This is a genomic window from Mesorhizobium sp. M0802 (genome assembly GCF_040320115.1).
In the GTDB taxonomy this organism is placed as follows: Bacteria; Pseudomonadota; Alphaproteobacteria; order Rhizobiales; family Rhizobiaceae; genus Mesorhizobium.
In genome coordinates this window covers 174,609-194,951 of record NZ_JAMYOY010000011.1, presented here as the reverse complement: position 1 = coordinate 194,951, position 20,343 = coordinate 174,609, and the positions used below count along the sequence as shown (strand labels likewise).

The window sequence follows — 20,343 nt, the reverse complement described above, 5'->3', positions numbered from 1 at the left end:
TTTCTTCTCAAAAACACCCCCCACCCCACCCCCCCCCCAGCCACAAAAAATCAAACAACACCCCCCCCCCCCCCCCCCCGCCCCCCCCGGCCCCCCCCCCCGGACTGGTCGGTCATCGCACCGGTCCGAAAGTCGTGGTCGATTTTCGGCAAGCCCGGTGCGAAGATTTGGCGCCGGAGCGTGGCAATGCGTCCGCATGGACGTATGTCGCTCTGGCCGAAGCGGGGCGCCGATGCTGCGATACATCTTACGGCGGCTTCTGACCGCCATTCCGACGCTGTTCGTCATCGTGACCATGGCGTTCTTCCTGATACGCGTCGCACCGGGCGGCCCCTTCAATCAGGAGCGGGGCCTCAGTCCCGAGATCAGGGCCAATCTGGAAGCACAGTTCGGCCTCGACGATCCGCTCTGGCTGCAATATGCCCACTATCTCGGCAATCTTCTGCGCGGCAATTTCGGGCCGAGCTACAATTTGCCTGACTTCACCGTCACCGAACTGTTTGCCAAGGGGCTGCCGATATCGGTCCAGCTCGGCACCTCGGCGCTGATCCTGGCGCTGCTGCTTGGTTCGGTGCTCGGCACCATCGCCGCGCTCAACCAGAACAAGCTTGGCGACTATACGGTGATTGCGCTGGCGACCGCCGGCAGCACTATCCCCACCTTCGTCATCGCTCCTGTGATTCAGCTGGTGTTCGGATTGACCTGGAAGCTGTTGCCGATCGGCGGCTGGGGTGATGGCGCATTGATCAACAAGATCGGCCCGGTGCTGACGCTGGCCTTGCCGCAGATCGCCATCGTTGCCCGCCTGATGCGCGGGTCGATGATCGAGAGCTTGCGTTCGCATCATATCCGAACGGCGCGTGCGCTCGGCCTCTCCGACTGGTCGGTGGTGGTCAAGCACGCGCTGCGCGGCGCCATCCTGCCGATCGTTTCCTTCACCGGCCCGGCAGCCGCGGCGCTGCTCACCGGTTCGGTCATCGTCGAGACCATCTTCTCCATTCCCGGTGTCGGCCGCTATTTCGTCGATGCCGCGCTCAACCGCGACTACACGCTGGTGATGGGGACCGTGGTGGTGATCGCGCTCTTCACCATCGTCTTCAACCTGATCGTCGACGTCATGTACGCGGTCGTCGACCCGAGGGTACGCTATGACTGAGGGTGCGCTATGACTGACATCACAGCCGCCGCCGCTCCGCCGGCCGTCGTCGGCCGCTCGCTCTGGGGCGACGCATGGGCGCGCCTCAAAGCCAACCGCGCCGCCATGTTCAGCCTCTATTACCTGGCCTTCATTGGCGTCATCAGCATCTTCGGCCCCTGGTTCGTGCCGCATCAGTACACCACCATCTATGCCGACTATGTGCGCACGCCGCCAAGCTTTTCAGCCTATCCGAAGCCCGACATGATCGAGACGGCGCTCAAGGATGCCATCAAGCGCATGCGCGTCGACATCAAGGAGTGGAAACTGGACGGCAGTCGCGTCACCGTCACCGTCACCTCGACCAAACCGATCGACGACCGCAACATCCGCTATCTTGACCGCTCCGATGCCTTCGACGATACCAAGATAGAGAGCAAATCGGCCGACGGGCTCGAATTGACTATGACTGCGTCGGTCAAACAGCAGTACTTCCTGTTCGGCACCGACAACACCGGTCGCGATCTTCTCTCGCGAACGCTGATGGCAGGGCGCATCTCGCTGGCCATCGGCCTGCTTGCCGGCATTGTCGCCGTGGTCATCGGCGTCCTCTACGGGGCGGCGGCCGGCTTTTCCGGCGGGAAGATCGACGAGGTGATGATGCGCATCGTCGACGTGCTCTATTCCTTGCCCTTCATTTTCTTTGTCATCATGCTGGTGGTGTTCTTCGGCCGCAATTTCGTGCTGATGTTCCTGGCGGTCGGGGCGGTGCTGTGGCTCGACATGGCGCGCATCGTGCGCGGCCAGGCGCTGTCGATCCGGCGGCAGGAGTATGTCCAGGCGGCCGAAGCCATGGGCGTCGGCCAGCGCGGCATCCTGCTGCGCCATGTCATCCCCAATCTGCTCGGACCAGTGGTGATCTACATGACGCTGCTGGTGCCGCAGGTCATCATCCTGGAAAGTTTCCTGTCCTTCCTCGGCCTTGGCGTGCAGGAGCCGATGACCAGCTGGGGCGTGCTCATCTCGGTCGGCGCCAAGAACATTGGCACCGCCAACTGGCTGCTTTTGTTCCCCGCCTTCTTCCTCGTGTCGACGCTGTTTGCGCTGAACTTCGTCGGCGACGGCCTGCGCGATGCGCTCGATCCGAGAGACCGATAATATGGGGACCAAATAAAATGGGGACCGTTGCGATGGAAACGCCCGAAACGATCCTCAGCGTCAAGGACCTTCGCGTCCGTTTCCGCACGCTCGACGGCGCGGTCGAAGCGGTCAAGGGCATCAACATCCACGTCAAGGCAGGGGAAACCGTTGCCGTGGTCGGCGAATCCGGATCCGGCAAGAGCCAGACCATGATGGCGGCGATGAGCCTGCTGGCGTCCAATGGCGAGGCGACGGGTCACGTCGATTATCGCGGCCGCAACCTTTTGACCATGAGCAAGCCCGACCTCAACAAGGTGCGCGGCGCCAAGATCAGCATGATCTTCCAGGAGCCGATGACCTCGCTCGATCCACTCTATTCGATCGGCAACCAGCTTATCGAACCGATCCGCAAGCACCGAGGGCTGAACGCAGCCGAGGCACGGAACGAGGCGCTCAAGTTGCTCAGGCTGGTGCATATCCCCGATCCCGAGCGGCGGATGAAATCCTATCCGCACGAAATGTCGGGTGGCCAGCGCCAGCGCGTCATGATCGCCATGGCATTGGCCAACGACCCCGACATCCTGATCGCCGACGAGCCGACGACGGCGCTCGACGTCACCATCCAGGCGCAGATCCTGGTGCTGCTCGCCGAATTGCAGCGCAAGCTCGGCATGGCCATCGTCTTTATCACCCACGATCTCGGCATCGTCCGGCGCTTTGCCGACCGCGTCTATGTCATGCGCTATGGCGAGGTGGTCGAGGAAGGCGAAGCGGAAGCACTTTTCGCCAACCCGCAGCATGCCTATACCAAAATGCTGCTGGCCGCCGAACCGACCGGCACCAAGGCGGCGCCGCCGCCCAGCGCTCCTGTGCTGCTGGAGGGCCGCAATGTCGAAGTGACCTTCAAGATCGGCGGCGGCTTCCTTGCCGGCGAACCGCTGCTGCTACGCGCCGTCGATCACATTTCGATCCGGCTGAAGCGCAACCAGACCATCGGTATCGTCGGCGAGTCCGGTTCGGGAAAATCGACGCTCGGCCGCGCACTTCTGCGCCTGTTGCCCAGCGACGGTGTCATCCGCTTCGGCGACCGCGACATCTCCACCGCCGACCGCCAGGCGATGCGGCCGCTGCGTCGTGAGATGCAACTCGTCTTCCAGGATCCGTTCGGCTCGCTGTCGCCGCGCATGACCGTCGGCCAGATCATCACCGAAGGCCTTCTGGTGCATGAGCCGAACCTGTCAGGCAAGCAACGCGATCAGCGCGCCGTCGAGGCCTTGCTCGAGGTCGGCCTCGATCCCAACGCACGCAACCGCTACCCGCACGAATTCTCCGGCGGCCAACGCCAGCGCATCGCCATCGCGCGTGCCGTGATCCTGAAGCCCAAACTGGTGGTGCTGGACGAGCCGACTTCGGCGCTCGACCGCTCGGTGCAGAAGCAGATCGTCGAATTGCTGCGCAAGCTGCAGGCCGACCACGAACTGTCCTACCTCTTCATCAGCCACGATCTCTCCGTGGTGCGCGCCATGGCCGACTACATCATCGTCATGAGGCAGGGCAAGATCGTCGAGGAAGGCCCGACCGAACAGATATTCAGCAACCCGCAGGCCGCCTACACCCAGACGCTGATGGCTGCGGCGATCGATGTCACGCGCTTCCGGCTGAGTGCTTAAGGCGTGACGTTGAGCAGATAGTTAGGTAGGGCCAGTTCGCTTAGCCCGCTGACCTGGGGCATCTGTTGGCTCTTGTCGCGACAATGGCCTCTTGCCGCTGCTTCAGCAGTTCGATTCTGGCCGTCTCACGGTTGGCCACTGCGCTCTTCACGCGCGTGCCGCCGAGCAGCCAGTTGGGAACGCTGGTGTTGGTGACCCTGCCGCGGGTGATGGCGGTTTGCGAGATGTCGCGCGCGGTATCGCCTACCGCGTTGTTGAGCTCGGCGCATGTCATGCTGTCGTATTTCGCCGGGTTCACCGCGCTGCCCAGCGATGAGCAGCCTGCCGCCAAGGACAAAGCGAGCAGCGCTGACAGCCGGCTTGAAATCAACAAATTCATCTTCCGCAAACCTCGTTCTGGCCGCTGTCTCGGCGGCATTCCTATTATCGAGGTAGCGCGGAAGGTTGTCGCGTCAAAACACCATGCTGACAGCGAACGCCGACGCGGCCGGTTTGCATCAAGCTATCTTGTGGGTCGGGAGAACAAACACCTAAGTGTCTGTTTTTTCTGGTCGGAGTGGCAGGATTTGAACCTGCGACCCCCTCGTCCCGAACGACATTACTTCAAGAAAAATCGTTGATAAACAGATAGATAGCGCACGCGTTTGGTTGCGAAAATCACGGTTTGTTCCGTTCATTCGTTGCCAATCATTGCCGTAACAACAAAAACGAATGCGGACCCAACCGCGAGTCACTTCCCAACACAGGAACTCCAAAGTGAAAATTCTGAAAATCCGGCGCTCGCATGCGTCGGGCGCTGACGCGCGATTCGATATAGCTTTGAATGACCAACTACGACTGTTCGGCCTGCACCTCACCAAGAACGAAAACGGCAGTTGGCGTACCTACGCGCCCCGTAACTCCAGCGTTCGGGTCGCCAGCTTCCACCCTGAACTTGCTGAACAGATTACTCGTGCTGCTGTAGCGGCGCTGGAGGGCGAAGCCCATGACGAACATTGAGAATGCCACCTCGCCACGCCTCCCCAAGCCAGAGAGCCTTGAGGCTAAGTTCAAGCTTCTGACGAGCCTGCCCTATGACAAGCGCGCCACCCGCAAGCACAGCCTTGTGTTCGGGTTCATTCTAGATTGGTACCACAGCAAATACGGCAACGCGCTGGCCAGCGTTCGGCATGTTGTCGCCACCATCAAGGAGCGCGACCCGTCGGGCAAGGGTCTGTATGCTGGCGACGTGCATGGCGCCCTGACCGACCTCGTATCATGGGGCTACCTTCACCAGGAAAAAGGCAGCGGACGCCGCGCCAGCCGCTATGTGCCGGTTTGGGATTTGGTCTGTAGTGTTCAGAAATCTCCGAACGCTAACCATAGCGTTCTGAATTCTCCGAACGCAGATGTTCGGGAATCTCCGAACGCTACAATCAATAGCGTTCGGGTTTCTATGAACGAAGACCCATCCACCCTGACCCGGTCACTAGACCCGGGTACAGGGAAGGATGAACATGATGATTGCACCGCGCCTTTGGCGCCGCCCCTGGCTGGCCTGTCGGCCGCCGCGGCGGGTCCGGCGCAAGCGTTTGAGAAATTGTATCGCGCTTATGGTGTCCGCAAGAATAAGGCCGTGGCCGAGGCAGAGTTCAAGAAGCTAGACCTGCCGATTGCCGACCTAGTCGCTTCTGCCAATGTTTGGAAAGCGGCGGCAGGCGACGACGTGACCCGCATGTACCTCGACAGGTGGCTACGGGAGGGACGCTTTGATGAAGACCCGCCGACAAAGTACGAACCGAAGAAGCCCGACAAGGTGAAAATGCCGCGCAAAGCTGCGGGCGCGACTAGACGCGACGTCGAAATCGAGGAAATCCTTTGGGATGGCCGCTTCGGCCCGATTGACGTCTTGCTTCGATGGCTGGACCGCGAGGGAGATGAACCCGCCAGCAGCACCATTCGGCTGCACGGTGATGACTACGCCACCATGAAAAGCGAACTCGCCGTCATCAACGATTCCGACTTCGAGTTCAGGCGCGCCCTGCTTGACCTGCATACCGCAAAGGACGGCACCGAAACTTATCGGTGGCACAGGTATCCCGACGCCGCAAACGACAACCTCGTTCGCGAGGGCGACAGCGACGACGAGTCCTGTGGGCGCCATCTTCCTTGGCAGGACGCCGCATGATGGATCCGGCGCAATTTGAGGAAATCGTGCGCGGAGTGCTGACCGACCGCGAACCTGCCGACGTTCGCGTCATCATGCCAGTCACTGCCTTTGCGGCGCAGGATGATGACGGCGATGATGTCGAGGTTGTCGGCGTCACCTTTACACAGGCCGACAACGAAAACCTTTCTTTCGTGGTGATGGTGGAAATGGAGGACGGCGAAGTCTTTCCCACCATGCGAGACACTGTGTGGAGGAGGACGGCGGAAATCTAGGCGTCTTGACGAATCAGTAAAAATGTGGTAATGGGCAGCGTCCTTCTGACGATGGCCTCGCCCATACTCTTACATCTCAAGAGTTTCTCTGGTGAAGGCGAGGCCATCGTCAGAAGGACGCTGGCACGATGCGCCAAAAACCTTCCTACAGTAGCATATTTTAGGCAGTTGGTCAAACACGACCGGGTGCAGTCCGCATATTTGCGGCTAAAGGCTATCGCGGTTTTCATTTGGTTGGCTACAATTGGCGGAATCATCTATGATCTCCTGAAGATTATACTTCAGATCATAGCAGAAAAGCTTATTTAGAGCAAAACAAATAAGCCATCGTGTAAATAGTTTTCAAACGCTGCCCTCGTTAAGGATGAGTAGTGGACGGGCAACGTGTGGTGCGTGGCTGACCGATCGCGCTGTAAACCTTGACGCTTGCGATCCAGCCGCCTTTTATAAGCCATACGAACGGAAGCACGGGGTGGAAAGATTCCTGCCCAAAAACTATATTAGTGTTTAGAGGCGGCTTTCGCCCTAGATAGTGTGACCAAGACCGGCGCCGCTTTGGCGCCGATGAAGACCGGCCTGGCCGGAACCGCGCCTCGAGCGCCCTTTCCCGAAGACAATCGCATGACCCCATCGCGCTCGATCGCCATTAGCGACGGCACCGTGCAGGTTCGCCGCATCTCATGGGCGGAATTCCATCGAATCCTGCCGGATAGGAAGCCGGCGAACGATAACCGTTCTTATGGGGGTAGCCAGACGCGGCCGCACCTTAATTTGCCAGATCGGCACCAGATGCCAGTGGCTCCTGCTCAAGCTCGAAAAGGGAGCCGGCTGGCGTCCTCGTCGATCAAAATGCACAGCTAGGCCTTCGTCGACTGCGGCCAATACGGCGCAGCGCTCGAGCTGATCGTCGGACATCTCACAATCGGGAACTTTATCTCGCACCCACTGAACGGCAGCAAAGGTCGAAATGATCCGGCCAGGAGCAGAGCAGTCGATATACCCGACGATAGCGTCAGTGACGTCATCGGGAATATGAAAGTTAAAATGGCGCGAGGTGGAAGCTGCGCGGTTTGGCATTTTGCCTTCTGAAAGCCCCACCGGACTGGGACGCTGGGAAAGAAGAATTAGCAACACCTAATGTACGGCGCAGGATGTTATGCACCGTTTTCTTACCCGGCCCGCGCCTTGCGGAAACGGACTGCCTTTTTCAGCCAAAGGTGAACCATGCCCTTTCAAACTGACTCAACCTGGACGCCATCAACATACCGCTCGGCCCACCATGCGTGGGCGGCGAATACCGCCGCCAATGACAACGCAGTGTTGCCACGCAAGGCAGCGCCAACTGCAAGACCGCGCCACGGCGTCCTATCGAAAAAGCTGCGGTCACTCTTGCTTTGGCGCGCGATTAGCCAAGGGTCAGATTGGACATCGATCGCCGCTAACGATAACGAAGTAGACGAAGACGGCAAGCCGGTGCCCCTGTTGCTGGATTCCGTTTACGAAATCCGTCCTCGGCTTTCTGAGATTTATCGGGCGATCGAGGACGTCCAATTCACGGAGCGCACCCACGCCAAATTCGACGGGGGCGGTTCGGTAAACGTCATTGCGGAAGGTGGCGACATTGAGCGCGGACCGGTGCTTGTGCGGTCCAAGCGTCGCAAACCCGATTGTATCGTCCGAATGGGGGGCCTGCGCTTTTCGAATGGAGAGCAAGCGGAATGGGCGCCCGTACGCACTGAGCGTGGCATTGAGTACGACTGGGTCCGCATTCCATTGGGTGGCATAGTCGACTGCCAGGGCGGCAAGGGAAAATGGAGGAAGGCTGGCGATCGCTTCGGCAGGGCTAAGGGTCCATTGGTCGACCAGACTGCGACACCGACCGTTGGCATGGGGGATGCATCTGAAGGCGCCATATCGTGGGTAGATGCCGTAGCCGATCGGCATGATGCGGCACGTATACGAGCCTCGATCCAGCCCGAGACGGCAAAGATACTAGACCTTGCGATGCGAGCTGCCAACTTCCGGGAGATCGGCGAAGCATATGGACATCGCGGCAAGCACGCAGAGCGTCGAGGCAAAGCAGCAGTCATAGAAGCCTGCGAAGAACTGGATCGAACATTGGCGGCCTAAGTCCCTTTTCGGCAGGATTATCGGGAGGACGCAGGGAGTGCGCCTTGCGCGTGTCCCAACTCGTCACGCTAATGCCTTTTGGCATCGGTGCGATCTACCCGTCACCATGGGCTGAAAACTTGGTGGCGGGCCAGTTTCCAATTGCCGTCGACTGCGGATGTACCAGCGACAGCATACATCGCGCCGCAGGCGCTGATCTCGCACGGCTCCTGCAACTGCGTCTTGGTTGCGGAGCCGTGCTGCAGCTTTACCTCCAAAAACTCAAAACGCGCCACGCGCAGAAAAGGGGAAGGGATGCGCATCCACAGCGACCTGCTGCCTGACGTCCTGGTAAGTGAAACCCGCTTGCCGCGTCCCTTCGTCTGCCAAGTTATCCGGCAGGCAAAGGCCGCAGGCCGCATCAGCGCTGGCCGCCCGTACGCGCCGCCGCTCACGGCAAGAGACATTGCCCGACTGGTGTTGGCGCTCTCTGCAGCCTCGCCTGGCACCGCTGTGGGGCACGAGCGAGACGTCGGTCGCCTGCCTCTTTCCGAAGGCGATGGGCCTGCCACCGTGGAGGCTGCAATCGTGGCGCTCATCGAGGCTGACCAAGCGTCTGGCCAGATCGCAATCGCCCCGTCGTTTGTGGAGATTCGCTCGCCTGAGCTCGCGGCCTTCGGATCGCTACCCGCCGGCGCCAACACCTTCTTCGTCATCCCTATCGCCGCGGTGCAAGCCATCGCGCGAACACTTCTCACGAAAGAAAATCAGCATGTTTAATCGAACGCCTGACATCGACACTGAAATGCCAACGATCCTCCCGGTGTCGGATATCTCTCCTCGAATGAGAGAGATCGAACAACTCCTTGCTGCGCTTGGCGGCGAGGCGGGCGCCATCCGCGGAGAGGACTTCGCCCTTGCGCAGCAGAGTGGACCAGAGATCGCTGACACTGCCCGCGAGGCACGGGTTGCCGCGATTCTGGGCTTGACATCGAAGGCTCCAACGCCACCGCGAAATGAACGACGTCAGGAAATTGCGACGAGGCTGCGGGATATTTCGGATGCCCGCGAAATTCTCGACAGAGAACGCGAGACCGAGCGCAGCCGCGCTACCGCGGTCATACAAGAGCGCTTGATGCCGGAATATAAACGGCAGATGCGCGGACTGCTCGATGCACTGATTGCCGCGCACACAGCGCAGGTGGAAATCCGCAAATTAGTCAGCCAGGTTGCCGATGCCGGGTACAATACTGGGTGGCTAGACGCGCACCCCTGTCGATGGCTGGACGTCGGACCAAACGGCAACATTGGCCGATTCCTTGATGAGAAGAAGAAGGCCGGATTCATTGCCGAGCGCGATATTCCCGGAGAACTCAAATGAGCCATCAGCCGATTATAGTCCCAGACCTTGAGCGACATATTGCGCGCGCGCATACCGCTGTCCGGCTTGGTACCCGCATGTCGAGTGGCGTTAGCGGACGGATGCTAGCTAATCACGCGGAGAGCCTGATGAAGAGGCCAGCCGTGCGCGGGTATGCCACCACCTACGGATCCGTGTTCACCCATAAGGGCGTTCTGACAGCACTGCTGCAGGGCTGCTTTAGTGCATCTCTCGCAAGGAGAGATGAGGTGAAGTTTCAGCTAGAACACGAGGATCACTCGGTCTTCGGCTCTACCCATAGCGGCCTTGCCTTCATCGACGGTCCAGAAGGTCTCGCCTTCGAATTCCCCATTCCGAAGACGCAGCATGGCGCGATTCTGTTGAGTATGGTCGCGAGCGGCGATCGGCCGGACATCAGTATTTCTGCGGACATTCTCGAGTCAACCACCCGCGAGTTTCAGGGCCACGAAGTCAGGGTGGTCACCAAGGCTACACTACGCGAGATATCGGCTTGCCGTGATGGCGCAATAAGCGAAAGCCATGTCCGCCTTGTGGACCTGGCCGAGGTCCCTTCGCTGAAGGAGGAACTAGCAAGCGGTATGGTTTCATTCATGGGTCGCCATAATGAACGCATGACAAAGGGCAAGGCCAGGGCTGCCCGGTTTGCTAGCCTGCTCGACCAAGCTGAAGTTGCCACTCCCCGAGGACGGCTAGTCTACAATGTCGACGGCCAGCCGGTGGCGCCTGACTAGAGGGTATACCCCCCCATGGTCGGATCTCTAGGAGGCGATGGGGCCTTGGACCGCTTGGGGGCTTAGCACGCGCGGGGCATGCCCCAGATACTTCCGAATTTCCATCCAAACAGAGAGACAAGAACCCATGTCGGAACATAGGATTCCGCCCATTTGGATGCGGCAACGCGAAAATGGGTCGCCGGAATTATCGCGGATTTTGATCTTGAGACTTATCATTTCAAGATCCTTGTAAAAGCTGCCGAGGCTCACGACCGCGGCGAGGACGCCCGCAAAATTCTAAAGGCAGATGGCATTGTTATCACCGATCGCTTTGGCACCAAGAAAGCGCACCCCGCAGTCGCCATTGAGCGTGATGCACGCGTCGCCTTCATGCGCGGTGTCCGGGAACTCGGCCTTGATATCGACACCGCCGAAGCGCCGCGCTCGCCGCGAACCCGCGATTACGGGAGGCGTGCCTAATGCCCATCAGACGGAAGGCATCTAAGGCACGTCCCGCAGAGGCAAAGGCCTGGGTCATGTACATGCAAAGCGGCTACGATTTTTTTAGCGACCTGGTTGAGGCCGGCGTTGTCGAAGACCGGCACGAGGTACCCCGGAAACTTGCCGAGGAAACCTGGCACAGGATCGGAAATGACGTGCTCGACGAGATGGCGGAACTCCACATCGGCTTCCGGCCGCCGGAGAGGCCGATTTGGGCTGAGAGGGAATTCGGCCCGCCCGGAAGGAGCAAGCGACGTGCCGGTTCGCGCTAGGAAGCATAGGCGGCGGGAGCGGCTGCCGCCCATGGCCGTTCGATGGTTGATTGGTGAGCCTACTTTCTTTGGCCTGATCCCTCACCATGGCCTTCCGTTCGGCGAGGGAGAGCTTCGCGAATTCTGGTCAAAACACAGGCAATGGGCATTGGCAGAGACGAAGCGACGGGGCTTTCCGGTACCTTGGCAGGAGGCTCGATATGCCGGTTAGAAAGCGAGCGGACAGGCGCCGCAATCAGGAGCCCGATCAGGATACATGGTGGAATTTAGACCTTGGTTGGCATGCGCGCAGCATGGGAGAAGTACCGCGAATTCGTGATGGCGCAGCCGCTCGATCGTGCTGGAATGCGCCCATTTGCTTGGTGGATTTTCGACAGTGGCATCTGTGAGCAACCGTCTGACCAAGAGTCCACCTTGTTCGAAATGGGACTGCTAGACGACGCGGAAATTGCCACGGTGCGCAGTATCTATGAGCACCTGCCGCAATCGATGTGGCCGGGATTTATGAGAGTTTAAGGCTCATCCTTAAGATTCTACTGACCGCCTTTTGTCGTGGGATTTACGAGGCCGCCAAGCGCGCTCACCACGCTCCCATACTAATGTTTCTTCGGTCAACTTGCGAAACTCTCTTAGGACAGGTTTGGCAATCGCAGGATTGCCGCTCTGATTGAAGTACACGTATTCCTTTCCCCATTTTTGGCTGATCTTGTGGACGATGGATTCCTGATAGAGCCAATGAGAATCTCCCATCTCCGCTACCATCCAATCGGCGACTTGTTTCGCTGACACTGACCTCCCTCCGACTACTTCCTCAGGGCCAAAAAATCTCTGATGTTCACGAAGGTTTCGGGGTTGTGAATTGCCATCTCCAGATGGGACTGAAGCGAAGCTTCATCCTGAAACATCTTCAACATGTCGCTAATAAGAAACTCCGCCAATTTTCCGGTCCTGCCACTGAATTGGCTATCAAGATAGGCGGCGCAAGCAACTTCCAGGTCATTTAGAAGATCTCGAAAGGCACCGATCCAATCTGGGTTTTCGGCATCGCCGATCATTGGCTCAATCTTAGATAAAACATCTATTCGTGTGCGAATGTTCTCGTGAATTGTGGCCACGGCGCCAGCCGACGCGGATAGCTTGTCAGTCTTAATTTGGCGAAAAACCGACCATAGACCTGTGAGAGCCAACGGGAAGCCGATCACAGTTACGAGGTCGGCCCAATCGGATAGGTCCGTCAAGATTTTTTACCACCACTAGGCGGCTTCACGCCCAGCCGTTCTTTGTAGTGATCGGTACTCAGAGCCTTTGTTTCATTAATTGCGCCTGTGCGTGTTTTCCCGTCACCGGCGGGTTTCTTTTCGACCACGATTTTCTTGACCATTCTCGTTCCCTGGTTCCTCAGTGAAACGGCGGGCCGAAGCCCGCCGCCAGTATCATTTTCCGTGCTTGGTTGGATCTACAAGCTTGTAGGTAGATCCTTTCGACGGAGTCGGCGGCAGCGGCTCATTGCGAGTCACTGTTCTTTCCGGTCCTTTGCCGCCACGCGGGCCAATAATTTCGTATTGACCTGAACGTGGAGCGGGTTGACCAGGCCGAAGGGGAGGATTCTTCGACATAAGTCTTCACTCCTGTGGCTTGCCAATGCAGCCTCAGGACGCTAGTTACCGACCTGCTAGGGAGCGGACTCGCGGTCTCGTTCGTTCACTCGGCGCCACAAATACCGCGAGTACGCAAAAGGCAGAGGCAGACGGAACGAATCACCGTCTGCCTCTTTTCTATGCAGAACTTGATGAGCAAGTAAACTGATCACCTCTTTCGTTAACAACAAAAGCAGCGCTGAAATAAGTCAGGCCTGCTGTCTCAGTTCTTGTTGGGCACCGTCTGACGGCGCTTTCACTTAGGAATCCGACCCGATCGACGAAGCCCAACAAGCAGCCCTTCAGCCGCTTCGCGGTAACTAACGTTGACCTGCTCCGCCATCGGCAGCGAACTCCAGGCGGCTAGTTCGGCAATCGAGCCTTCGTTACCGTCGATGGGCGCCGACGTAAGTTGCCCGTCTTTATCCATGACGATCACGACGGTGCCATCCGCACCATAGCCAATTGCCGCCATTCTCTGAATGCCGGTGTCGCCTTCGATACGAACGTCGAACAACACCGAGCCTGCAGTCTTTTCGGCAACGTCGCTTACACGATCAGAGAACGGGTGGTTCATACCGCCTGCACTGGCAATTGACTGCTCCAGCAGAACCATCTCGACTTCTTGCGGTTTCACGGCGCGACTAGAGCGCTCACGTGCAATCGGCAATCCTGCCCAACACCCTTTCACACAGGAATCCCAATGACCACCACACAACGCGCCGCGGCGCGACCGCAGAGCCGTGCGTCCGCCAGCGAAACGCTCGCTGAGGCGCACACACACATGACGCCGGCCGAGATCGCCGCGCATGCCCTAAGAATGGCCGACGAGTTGGAGGCACTGGCGCGGATCCTGACCAGTCAGAACGGTATCGTCACCGCGATTGCCGACACGCTGCGCAACCAAAGCATGACGGTCCGCTCAATCAATGACTTGTACCGCGCCGGCCGGAAGCGTGAGGCGCGGGAAGCGCTCGCCACGGCGGCTGCCGTTCCTGATCTGGAGCCCATGCCTCTGGCCATCATCATGCCGGAGTGGTCGATGGCATTGTTTAGCCCAGCCGAAGCGCGGGAGGGGTGCCGCTAATGGCTGACGAAGTCGTCATTACCGAACTCACCATCGATGCCAGGCAGGCCGAGGTGGGGTCAGCAACCTACGTCAAGGCGATGAAGGCCGCACAAAGCGCCGTCGATAGGGTGATCGACCAGGCGAACGCCGCGAACGTTGCGATGGAAAAGCAGTCAACCGTCATGACGGGCACCGCCGGCTCCATCTCCTCAACCGCCAAGGCATGGGATCGCCTGAAGGCGTCCGCCGACCCAGCCTATCGCGCGACCCGAGATATGGAACGCGCGTTGATCACGGCCGATGCTGCGTCTCGCAAGCTCGGCATCGACGAGGTTGAAAGGGCGCGAGTTCTCGATCTCGTCCGGCAGAGAACCGACGCCGTCTCCGCGTCCACGCGGGCCGGAGTGAGCCATATCGCCAGCGTGGGGACCGCAGCCAAGCTAACGTCGAACCAGATGCTCAATCTATCGCGGCAGGGCAACGACGTCATCACCATGTTCGCGCTCGGCGCACCGCCGATGCAGATTTTCGCAAGCCAGGCCGGGCAGATTTTCGATGCGCTGGAAAGTGGTCCTCAAGGTGTGCTTGGCTCGCTGAAGGCTGTTGGCGCCGGAATACTAAACTTCGTTGCGACACCGCTTGGCGGCATCGTGACTGCCGCAGGGCTAGCTGGCGTTGCGATCGGCGCCTATGCGTTGGCCGCGCGGGGAGACCTCAAGTCAGTCGACGAAGTGCTCAAAAACCACAAGTCGTTGATCGACGAGATCGCTAAGGCTTATCCCGAAGCAGCCGCAGCAGCAAAAAAGTATGAAGACCAGGCGTCCCAGATGCCGAAGTCGGTCATCGCTGCCGACACCGCCGACAACGTCGCCGATGCTCGGAAGACGCTCGCCAACCTGATGAATGATACCCGCCGGCAGTTGGACCTGCTTAACACCGGCGACGGCGATTTCGCCCGTATAGGCAAGGCTGGACTGGGTGCCTTTGCCAACCTCTCCAAGGAACTCAAGAGCGGCACGCTGGATGCGGTTGAACTGCAAAGCGAGTTGGGCAGGATACGCCTAGACCCGGCCCTGTCCAAAAATGCGCACGAGTTCGCGAAAGGCCTGCAGGACACCGCGGCGCAGGCGGCAAAGGTTGCTGGGATCATCCCGGCCAATCTGGAAGCCAAGGCCATCGCCGTCGACAACCAGAAGGCGACAAAGACCTTGGCCGAGGTCGCGGCTGGCTTCAAGGATATCAACAGCAACGCCGGCACAGCCGACGCTACGATCGCAAAACTATTCGGCACCGTTAATAGCGGCGGGTCAGACGGCTTTGGCGTAACGCGCTCACTCGGCGGATCCATCCAAGGAGTTGTCGGCCAGTTCGAACAAGCCGGCCAAGCCATCCAGAGAATGCGGCGCGAACAAGCGCAGAGCATGCTCGACCTTACCAAGCAGTTCCGTGACACCACAGCCGAAGTCGATACCTTGAAGGAGGCTATCGCTACGGCTGGTAGCAAGGAGAATATCACTGCATTCTTCGGCGACGTTCGCAACATCGACGGCGCCAATGCCGCGCTAGGAAACACCGTCGGCATCATCAACAGACTCTTCGACGCGATGAGCACCGGCAACGCCAAAGCCAGCGATGTGGCATCAGGCGTCGACTTACTGCGGCAGACGCTCGTTCAGGGTGGTCTGGGCGTTGAAGCCGTCGACAGGTTTATCGACTCGCTAGTCCGCGCCCGCATGATGTTGGACGCCGACACTGGCAAAGTCCACCAGTTGGGTGCTGCGGTCAACGCCCTGCGCGACAAGACAATCACCGTCACGGTGGTCACGCGCCAAGTCGGCACCGGCACGCAATCGACCTACGACGTGCCCAACCAGACAGGCGGCACGACCGGCGTCGGTGTGACGCGCTATTCGTCAAATGGTCCGGCGGTCTCCTCGACTCCGATCTTCAACACCTCCACCAATTCGTGGGGCTACACGCAGCCCAAGACCTATCAAGACCCGAGGGTGCTTGCGCAGGTTAATGCCATGTATCCGCAGCGCGCAGCAGGCGGTCCAATCTCGCCCAACACACCTTATTGGGTTGGCGAAAAAGGCCCGGAACTGGTCATGCCGCAATCGGCCGGAACGGTCATCCCGCACGCGCAATCAATGGCGCTTGCCAATCCGCAATCCGCCTTCACAGGACAGGTAGCCACGCGCGAGACCGATCGCATGTGGCAGTTGTTCATGAATATCGAAGCCAACACGCGCAAGACTTATGAGGGTGTCGATAAGTGGGCGACTACAAGCAGCTATAGCGGCGGGTCGTCGTCTTCCGTCAGCAGCGGGTCGTCGTCGTCAGGCAGCAACTTGGATGACAAAGCCCGGCAATACCGGAAAGTCCTTGCCACATGGAACTCCAACTTTGCGGCTGCCGGAATCGTCGGCAGCGGCAACATTGGCTATGGCGCGCAGGGACTCGGCGCCACGCCGGAGCAAATAGCGCGTCGCATTGTCTACGGCATGGCTACAGGCGGCATAATTGGCGGCGACTCTCGCGACACGCAAAAGGTCGAGTTCTTCAAGAGGCCGAGCGAGCGGGTCATCATTGCCGATAATGACCAGATAGATGACCAGCGCGGCGGGTCGTCAAGGTCGGGCGGCGGCAACCAACGCCCGATTGAGGTCAAGCAATACATCACCGTTCCGGGCGGCGGCTCGGTCTCCAAGGAGAGCCAGGCCGAACTGCGCAGGCAGGCATCGCTGGCGATCCAGGATGCTTGAGGTCTGTCAATGGTCGATAATGATGCGCTGCTCTAAAGGAGAAAACTTATGAACGGACCCATTTTGCTACCACAGGAGGAGTGGACTCCTCGGCAGCATTACACCGGCATCTCCGACATCGAAGAGCCGCAGCTGCCCGACGACTTTGCTGCTATGCTGAAATCCAATTCCGCTGCGGTCGAAGATCTGCTCACCAGGTCAAAGTCTTGTTTAGGTTTGCCTGGACCCATCGCATGTCAATGCCCTTAAAAAAAAGAATGCCACGGTCCGGGAGCAATGAATTTGATTTTCCCTGAGCCAGCAATCCAGACTGGTACTACCGTTCCCTTTAGCCCTGCACTTCCAGCAGCTAATTGTATTTCGGCGATTAGGGCTTGCTGTTGGCTTGATGTTTTGTGATCGAACGAGCCATCCAGCGGCGCGATGATCATATCCTGCCCTTGTTCATGAATATGCGCGATCTTTAATTTCGTCATTGCTCGCTCCTCGTCCGTTGGCCAAACAACAGATCACCTAACACTGTTTGCCACAAGGGCGCTCGTTTTCGTCAGACGCTCAGGGCGGAAGCGCTTGGCGATGATGGGCGGCCAACACTGACTCAGACGTCCGAAGCCACCGGCCAAGCGCTCGTGTCGATCGGCATCAAGAATTCGTAGTCAGCGACAAAACGGTCAATGTCGCCGTTGAAATCCTGTACGCTGCCACGTTCGAACACCAGTACGATTTGGTGAGCCTCCTCATGGGGGTCGAAAGCCCACCAATAGCCCTCGCGGACTTTTGCCGGATCCACCGTGCCCTCCTGAGGCCAAGGACCGGTGTCGATATGCTGGATTAGCTTGAAGTCGAAGATACCATAGGGCCAAGAGTCACTGATGCGGGTAGCCATTTGACCGCTTATCTCAATAATCTCGGGTCGATCGCCTTCCTTCTGCAAGTTGATCGCCCACCAGTAGCCGTTTTGCATGGAACTCCTCCGATGACATTCTTGAAGCCGCAAAGCACCCATCTTGGGCGGCGAGCCAGGTTGATGTTTGTGGAGTTGTGTTGGGCAGCCGTGCTGCTCTTTGTCTACGACGTAAGGGCTCCCCCATCGTCGGTTATCACGCGGCTAATCAGCGGTGCCCGGCGCCGGTTCTCTCAAAGCACCTTGGAAAAATGATCCATCCCGCAAAGGTCGTCAAGACGCTGCTAATATGTGTGGTCACCTAAACAGTGGACGAAGTAGCGCAACGGCTGAATTTGAGTTGCGAAAAACGCAACTTCCCCCCAATGATAGTGTGGCTAAAGTTGGCTACGGGAGGTAGCGCTAACTACCTCCCGCCTGCCCGTGCCAGCCGGGAAGAGGGGTTTGCGGCGCTTTCTCAGGGGTGAGGACGCCGCAGACCCGACCCACCACCCTCTAATCTACAAGCAAACCGAATCCTACGCCCGCTGTGGCTGCCTTTTCCCACAAGGTTTTTGTTCTTTTTTCGTTCTTCTCAGCCTACGCCTTATCGACGAGCGGCGCTTTTCGCTTCGGCGCTACATGGCCTTCAAACAATCGCACGTGCTCGGCGTCCACTGTCACCAACGGCCGGAGGCTGACGGTCACCTTGTCGCCGTCGACGCGGGTGACCGGGCCGACCAATTCGATATGCTGGCCGATCACGGCCTTCGATGTCGAATCGACAACCGAATGCGGGTGGGCGTAGGAGGGAATCGTCACGCTTATTCGATCGGGTGTCACCCGGCCGCGCACAATCGCCGTGACGGCGACCTCGTCGCCTACCTTGATACCCCGAGCCATAAGAGGATTCTGGAGCGGGCGGCAGCACCGTCAAGCGGTTGCTAATGTTTCAGCACAATCCGCCAACCGGCGGGGTTTTTTGTTTCCACTCGGAACTTCGCTGCCCCCCGGCCAGTTTCACGTACGGCAGCTAGGTCGGCCTCACTTCCCGGCTGCTGGCCAAGGCTCCAAAGCTTGGTCGACCCGCGCCCGCACTGCCAATGGGCGCGGGCCATGTTTTGGATGAGTAATGAGTCCGTGGCCAATCCCGCTTCTAGCCAGAATTCCAAGCGCGCTGCGGTGCGCAGGGCCCTTGATTGCCACAAGGTCTACATAACCGGGCAGAGATATTCCGGCGGTAGCTATAGCGCTCGTGTGCTGGTCGATGGCGAGGCCTATTGGGTCGACGAATTTCGGCTGAGCCAGTTGCGACAAGGCCTATCCCCGGCCGAGCTGGAATTGACTCCGGCCAGCGACTAGTGAGCGCTGCCTATAGGGACCAGATGGCAAAAGACTGGACGTTCCAATCGCTGATCGATGACAAAATGACGGTGACGGCGTACTGCCACACACCAGCATGCCATCATAAGCAGGTGCTCGACCTTGCGAAGCTTCGCGACCGCTTCGGCCCTGACGCGCCGGCCATGGAATGGGATATTCGCCCCAAGCTTCGCTGCAAGAAATGCAACGGGAACGACGTCTGCCTGATCTATACGCCCGACAGCAGCCCGAACGCCTATGGCAAGGCCAAGGGCAGCTAACCGGCCAGAGCCATTCCAATGCCGACGCCAAGGCCTATTGCGAGGCCCAGGAACAGCTTGCCGGCCATGTCGAGGGCGAAGGCGCGGATAGGGCGCCACGCGTCCTGGCGGGGCGCCCGACTGCTTGGGAGAGATCGTCAAAGATCTTTTCCATTCCCGATTCTAGATCGAACCGGATTCGGTGTGAATCCCCTGTTTGTTCTCATCGGTTTATTTGGGGAGCTTACTGCGCAGTCCAATCAACGAGGGAACAGTCAGAGTTCTTGATCGTGCCCGTAGCGAATTCTACGTTCAGCCCGCCAAAGCCGTTGCGGGCTCGGTACTCCATGATCACAGTGTGCTCTCCGCTAGAATTAACCTGCGTGATCTGTGTTTTGACGTGCTCGAAGGAGCTTGGATCTCTGAGCATTTCCTTAACTTTGGCAACAAGGTCAGATTCCGATCCATCCCAAGCAGATAAGCAGTGGAATCCATTGCGGTGTCTTTCCGCGATTTCAGCATCGTTTTTTGTTGGACCCATACAGGTCTTAAAAAGGAATCCGAACAGCACAAGCAAGACCAAAAGCAGAATTCCGCCCACAAGCGTCTCGGCGCCCGATTTTCCCGGAGCAGCGGGTATGCTTTCGGGGTTGCTGGTATCGATTACGCGAACACGCTGTTCGTCCGAAGCGACGGTCAATCCATGTTTTCCACGCAGGACTCGCTCACTTAGGTCGAAGGACTCTTGTTTAATGTCCCCTCTGCGCAGCAAAAACCGAAGCTTTGCCATCTCGCGATCAAATTCAGGATTCCCCGCCATCTGCTTTGTCGCCCCCGCGAACGCAATAAGTCTATTTAGCGCGTTCTTAAGTTGGGGTCGACCTCGACTCGAGCCGCCGGATGGCCGGATTTTTGAAACGCGCCGGCAGCGCCAGAACCACTACGGCCATTCCGGCCAGCAGCAGGCAAGCGGTCCATACCCACCATATCACGCTGCCGGTAGC

At 58.8% G+C, this 20,343-nt stretch carries 27 protein-coding genes; 17 read left to right on the top strand and 10 right to left on the bottom strand.

Annotation, left to right across the window (positions count from 1 at the left end):
* Positions 1-232 precede the first annotated feature (232 nt).
* The 7 genes from NKI10_RS17560 (at position 233) to NKI10_RS17530 (ending at position 6,366) form a co-directional block, all read left to right on the top strand.
* Positions 233-1,156: an ABC transporter permease subunit gene (locus tag NKI10_RS17560; RefSeq protein WP_023684574.1), complete on the top strand. Its 924-nt coding sequence runs from the start codon at positions 233-235 to the stop codon at positions 1,154-1,156.
* Between the two features lie 9 nt (positions 1,157-1,165).
* Positions 1,166-2,293 carry an ABC transporter permease gene (locus NKI10_RS17555; RefSeq protein WP_023670736.1) on the top strand — a complete coding sequence of 376 codons (1,128 nt, stop codon included), beginning with the start codon at positions 1,166-1,168 and terminating at the stop codon, positions 2,291-2,293.
* 32 nt (positions 2,294-2,325) lie between these two features.
* Positions 2,326-3,945 carry an ABC transporter ATP-binding protein gene (locus NKI10_RS17550; protein WP_023684573.1) on the top strand — a complete coding sequence of 540 codons (1,620 nt, stop codon included), beginning with the start codon at positions 2,326-2,328 and terminating at the stop codon, positions 3,943-3,945.
* A 65-nt stretch (positions 3,946-4,010) separates the two neighbouring features.
* The gene (locus NKI10_RS17545) at positions 4,011-4,565 is read left to right on the top strand and encodes a hypothetical protein (RefSeq protein ID WP_352861155.1); all 555 of its coding nucleotides are present in this window, start codon (positions 4,011-4,013) and stop codon (positions 4,563-4,565) included.
* A 136-nt stretch (positions 4,566-4,701) separates the two neighbouring features.
* Positions 4,702-4,944, top strand: coding sequence for a hypothetical protein (locus NKI10_RS17540; protein WP_352861153.1), 243 nt, complete (start codon positions 4,702-4,704; stop codon positions 4,942-4,944).
* On the top strand, positions 4,931-6,112 hold the full coding sequence (locus tag NKI10_RS17535) for a hypothetical protein (RefSeq protein ID WP_352861151.1): 1,182 nt from the start codon (positions 4,931-4,933) through the stop codon (positions 6,110-6,112). Before NKI10_RS17540 ends, NKI10_RS17535 begins: the two co-directional genes overlap by 14 nt.
* Positions 6,109-6,366: a hypothetical protein gene (locus tag NKI10_RS17530; protein WP_352861149.1), complete on the top strand. Its 258-nt coding sequence runs from the start codon at positions 6,109-6,111 to the stop codon at positions 6,364-6,366. Before NKI10_RS17535 ends, NKI10_RS17530 begins: the two co-directional genes overlap by 4 nt.
* Positions 6,367-7,044: 678 nt before the next feature.
* On the opposite strand, the gene NKI10_RS17525 is transcribed toward NKI10_RS17530, so the two are convergent.
* Entirely contained in the window at positions 7,045-7,443 is a 399-nt protein-coding gene (locus tag NKI10_RS17525) for a hypothetical protein (RefSeq protein WP_352861147.1), read from the bottom strand.
* 147 nt (positions 7,444-7,590) lie between these two features.
* Here NKI10_RS17525 and NKI10_RS17520 point away from each other — a divergent pair, with 147 nt between their 5' ends.
* Positions 7,591-8,496: a hypothetical protein gene (locus NKI10_RS17520; protein WP_352861145.1), complete on the top strand. Its 906-nt coding sequence runs from the start codon at positions 7,591-7,593 to the stop codon at positions 8,494-8,496.
* A gap of 101 nt (positions 8,497-8,597) precedes the next feature.
* Here NKI10_RS17520 and NKI10_RS17515 read toward each other — a convergent pair whose 3' ends face one another.
* Entirely contained in the window at positions 8,598-8,798 is a 201-nt protein-coding gene (locus NKI10_RS17515) for a hypothetical protein (RefSeq protein ID WP_352861144.1), read from the bottom strand.
* Between NKI10_RS17515 and NKI10_RS17510 the strand changes: the two genes are divergently transcribed.
* From NKI10_RS17510 to NKI10_RS17485, 6 genes are all read left to right on the top strand, one after another.
* Positions 8,791-9,255 carry a hypothetical protein gene (locus NKI10_RS17510; protein WP_352861142.1) on the top strand — a complete coding sequence of 155 codons (465 nt, stop codon included), beginning with the start codon at positions 8,791-8,793 and terminating at the stop codon, positions 9,253-9,255. The two genes, NKI10_RS17515 and NKI10_RS17510, sit on opposite strands and share 8 nt — an antisense overlap.
* Positions 9,248-9,856, top strand: a complete 609-nt coding sequence (locus NKI10_RS17505) for a hypothetical protein (RefSeq protein WP_352861140.1) — start codon at positions 9,248-9,250, stop codon at positions 9,854-9,856. The genes NKI10_RS17510 and NKI10_RS17505 overlap by 8 nt, the downstream gene beginning before the upstream one ends.
* A 128-nt stretch (positions 9,857-9,984) precedes the next feature.
* Complete coding sequence (locus tag NKI10_RS17500) at positions 9,985-10,608, top strand: HK97 family phage prohead protease (protein ID WP_352861138.1); 624 nt, start codon at positions 9,985-9,987, stop codon at positions 10,606-10,608.
* 153 nt (positions 10,609-10,761) lie between these two features.
* On the top strand, positions 10,762-11,070 hold the full coding sequence (locus NKI10_RS17495) for a P27 family phage terminase small subunit (RefSeq protein ID WP_352861136.1): 309 nt from the start codon (positions 10,762-10,764) through the stop codon (positions 11,068-11,070).
* A gap of 56 nt (positions 11,071-11,126) precedes the next feature.
* Entirely contained in the window at positions 11,127-11,363 is a 237-nt protein-coding gene (locus NKI10_RS17490) for a hypothetical protein (RefSeq protein ID WP_352861134.1), read from the top strand.
* Positions 11,364-11,636: 273 nt separating this feature from the next.
* Complete coding sequence (locus tag NKI10_RS17485) at positions 11,637-11,879, top strand: hypothetical protein (protein ID WP_352861132.1); 243 nt, start codon at positions 11,637-11,639, stop codon at positions 11,877-11,879.
* 9 nt (positions 11,880-11,888) lie between these two features.
* On the opposite strand, the gene NKI10_RS30925 is transcribed toward NKI10_RS17485, so the two are convergent.
* The 4 genes from NKI10_RS30925 to NKI10_RS17470 all read right to left on the bottom strand — a co-directional run bounded on the left by NKI10_RS30925 (position 11,889) and on the right by NKI10_RS17470 (position 13,616).
* Positions 11,889-12,152 carry a DUF6953 family protein gene (locus NKI10_RS30925; RefSeq protein WP_502897547.1) on the bottom strand — a complete coding sequence of 88 codons (264 nt, stop codon included), beginning with the start codon at positions 12,150-12,152 and terminating at the stop codon, positions 11,889-11,891.
* A 14-nt stretch (positions 12,153-12,166) separates the two neighbouring features.
* Positions 12,167-12,418, bottom strand: coding sequence for a hypothetical protein (locus NKI10_RS17480; RefSeq protein ID WP_352861130.1), 252 nt, complete (start codon positions 12,416-12,418; stop codon positions 12,167-12,169).
* A gap of 179 nt (positions 12,419-12,597) precedes the next feature.
* Positions 12,598-12,744: a hypothetical protein gene (locus NKI10_RS17475; RefSeq protein ID WP_352861128.1), complete on the bottom strand. Its 147-nt coding sequence runs from the start codon at positions 12,742-12,744 to the stop codon at positions 12,598-12,600.
* Positions 12,745-13,256: 512 nt separating this feature from the next.
* Positions 13,257-13,616 carry a hypothetical protein gene (locus tag NKI10_RS17470; RefSeq protein WP_352861126.1) on the bottom strand — a complete coding sequence of 120 codons (360 nt, stop codon included), beginning with the start codon at positions 13,614-13,616 and terminating at the stop codon, positions 13,257-13,259.
* An 87-nt stretch (positions 13,617-13,703) separates the two neighbouring features.
* Here NKI10_RS17470 and NKI10_RS17465 point away from each other — a divergent pair, with 87 nt between their 5' ends.
* Complete coding sequence (locus tag NKI10_RS17465) at positions 13,704-14,087, top strand: hypothetical protein (protein ID WP_352861125.1); 384 nt, start codon at positions 13,704-13,706, stop codon at positions 14,085-14,087.
* Positions 14,087-16,834, top strand: coding sequence for a phage tail length tape measure family protein (locus NKI10_RS17460; RefSeq protein WP_352861124.1), 2,748 nt, complete (start codon positions 14,087-14,089; stop codon positions 16,832-16,834). Before NKI10_RS17465 ends, NKI10_RS17460 begins: the two co-directional genes overlap by 1 nt.
* 245 nt (positions 16,835-17,079) lie before the next feature.
* Here the strand turns inward: NKI10_RS17460 and NKI10_RS17455 are convergent, their stop codons facing one another.
* From NKI10_RS17455 to NKI10_RS17445, 3 genes are all read right to left on the bottom strand, one after another.
* Positions 17,080-17,310: a hypothetical protein gene (locus tag NKI10_RS17455; RefSeq protein WP_352861122.1), complete on the bottom strand. Its 231-nt coding sequence runs from the start codon at positions 17,308-17,310 to the stop codon at positions 17,080-17,082.
* A 122-nt stretch (positions 17,311-17,432) separates the two neighbouring features.
* Entirely contained in the window at positions 17,433-17,798 is a 366-nt protein-coding gene (locus NKI10_RS17450) for a hypothetical protein (RefSeq protein ID WP_352861120.1), read from the bottom strand.
* Between the two features lie 519 nt (positions 17,799-18,317).
* Entirely contained in the window at positions 18,318-18,620 is a 303-nt protein-coding gene (locus NKI10_RS17445) for a hypothetical protein (RefSeq protein WP_352861118.1), read from the bottom strand.
* Positions 18,621-19,102: 482 nt separating this feature from the next.
* Between NKI10_RS17445 and NKI10_RS17440 the strand changes: the two genes are divergently transcribed.
* A complete protein-coding gene (locus NKI10_RS17440; RefSeq protein WP_352861117.1) occupies positions 19,103-19,360 on the top strand; it encodes a hypothetical protein in 258 nt (85 codons plus the stop codon).
* A gap of 223 nt (positions 19,361-19,583) precedes the next feature.
* Here the strand turns inward: NKI10_RS17440 and NKI10_RS17435 are convergent, their stop codons facing one another.
* Positions 19,584-20,159, bottom strand: a complete 576-nt coding sequence (locus NKI10_RS17435) for a hypothetical protein (protein WP_352861115.1) — start codon at positions 20,157-20,159, stop codon at positions 19,584-19,586.
* Between the last annotated feature and the right edge of the window lie 184 nt (positions 20,160-20,343).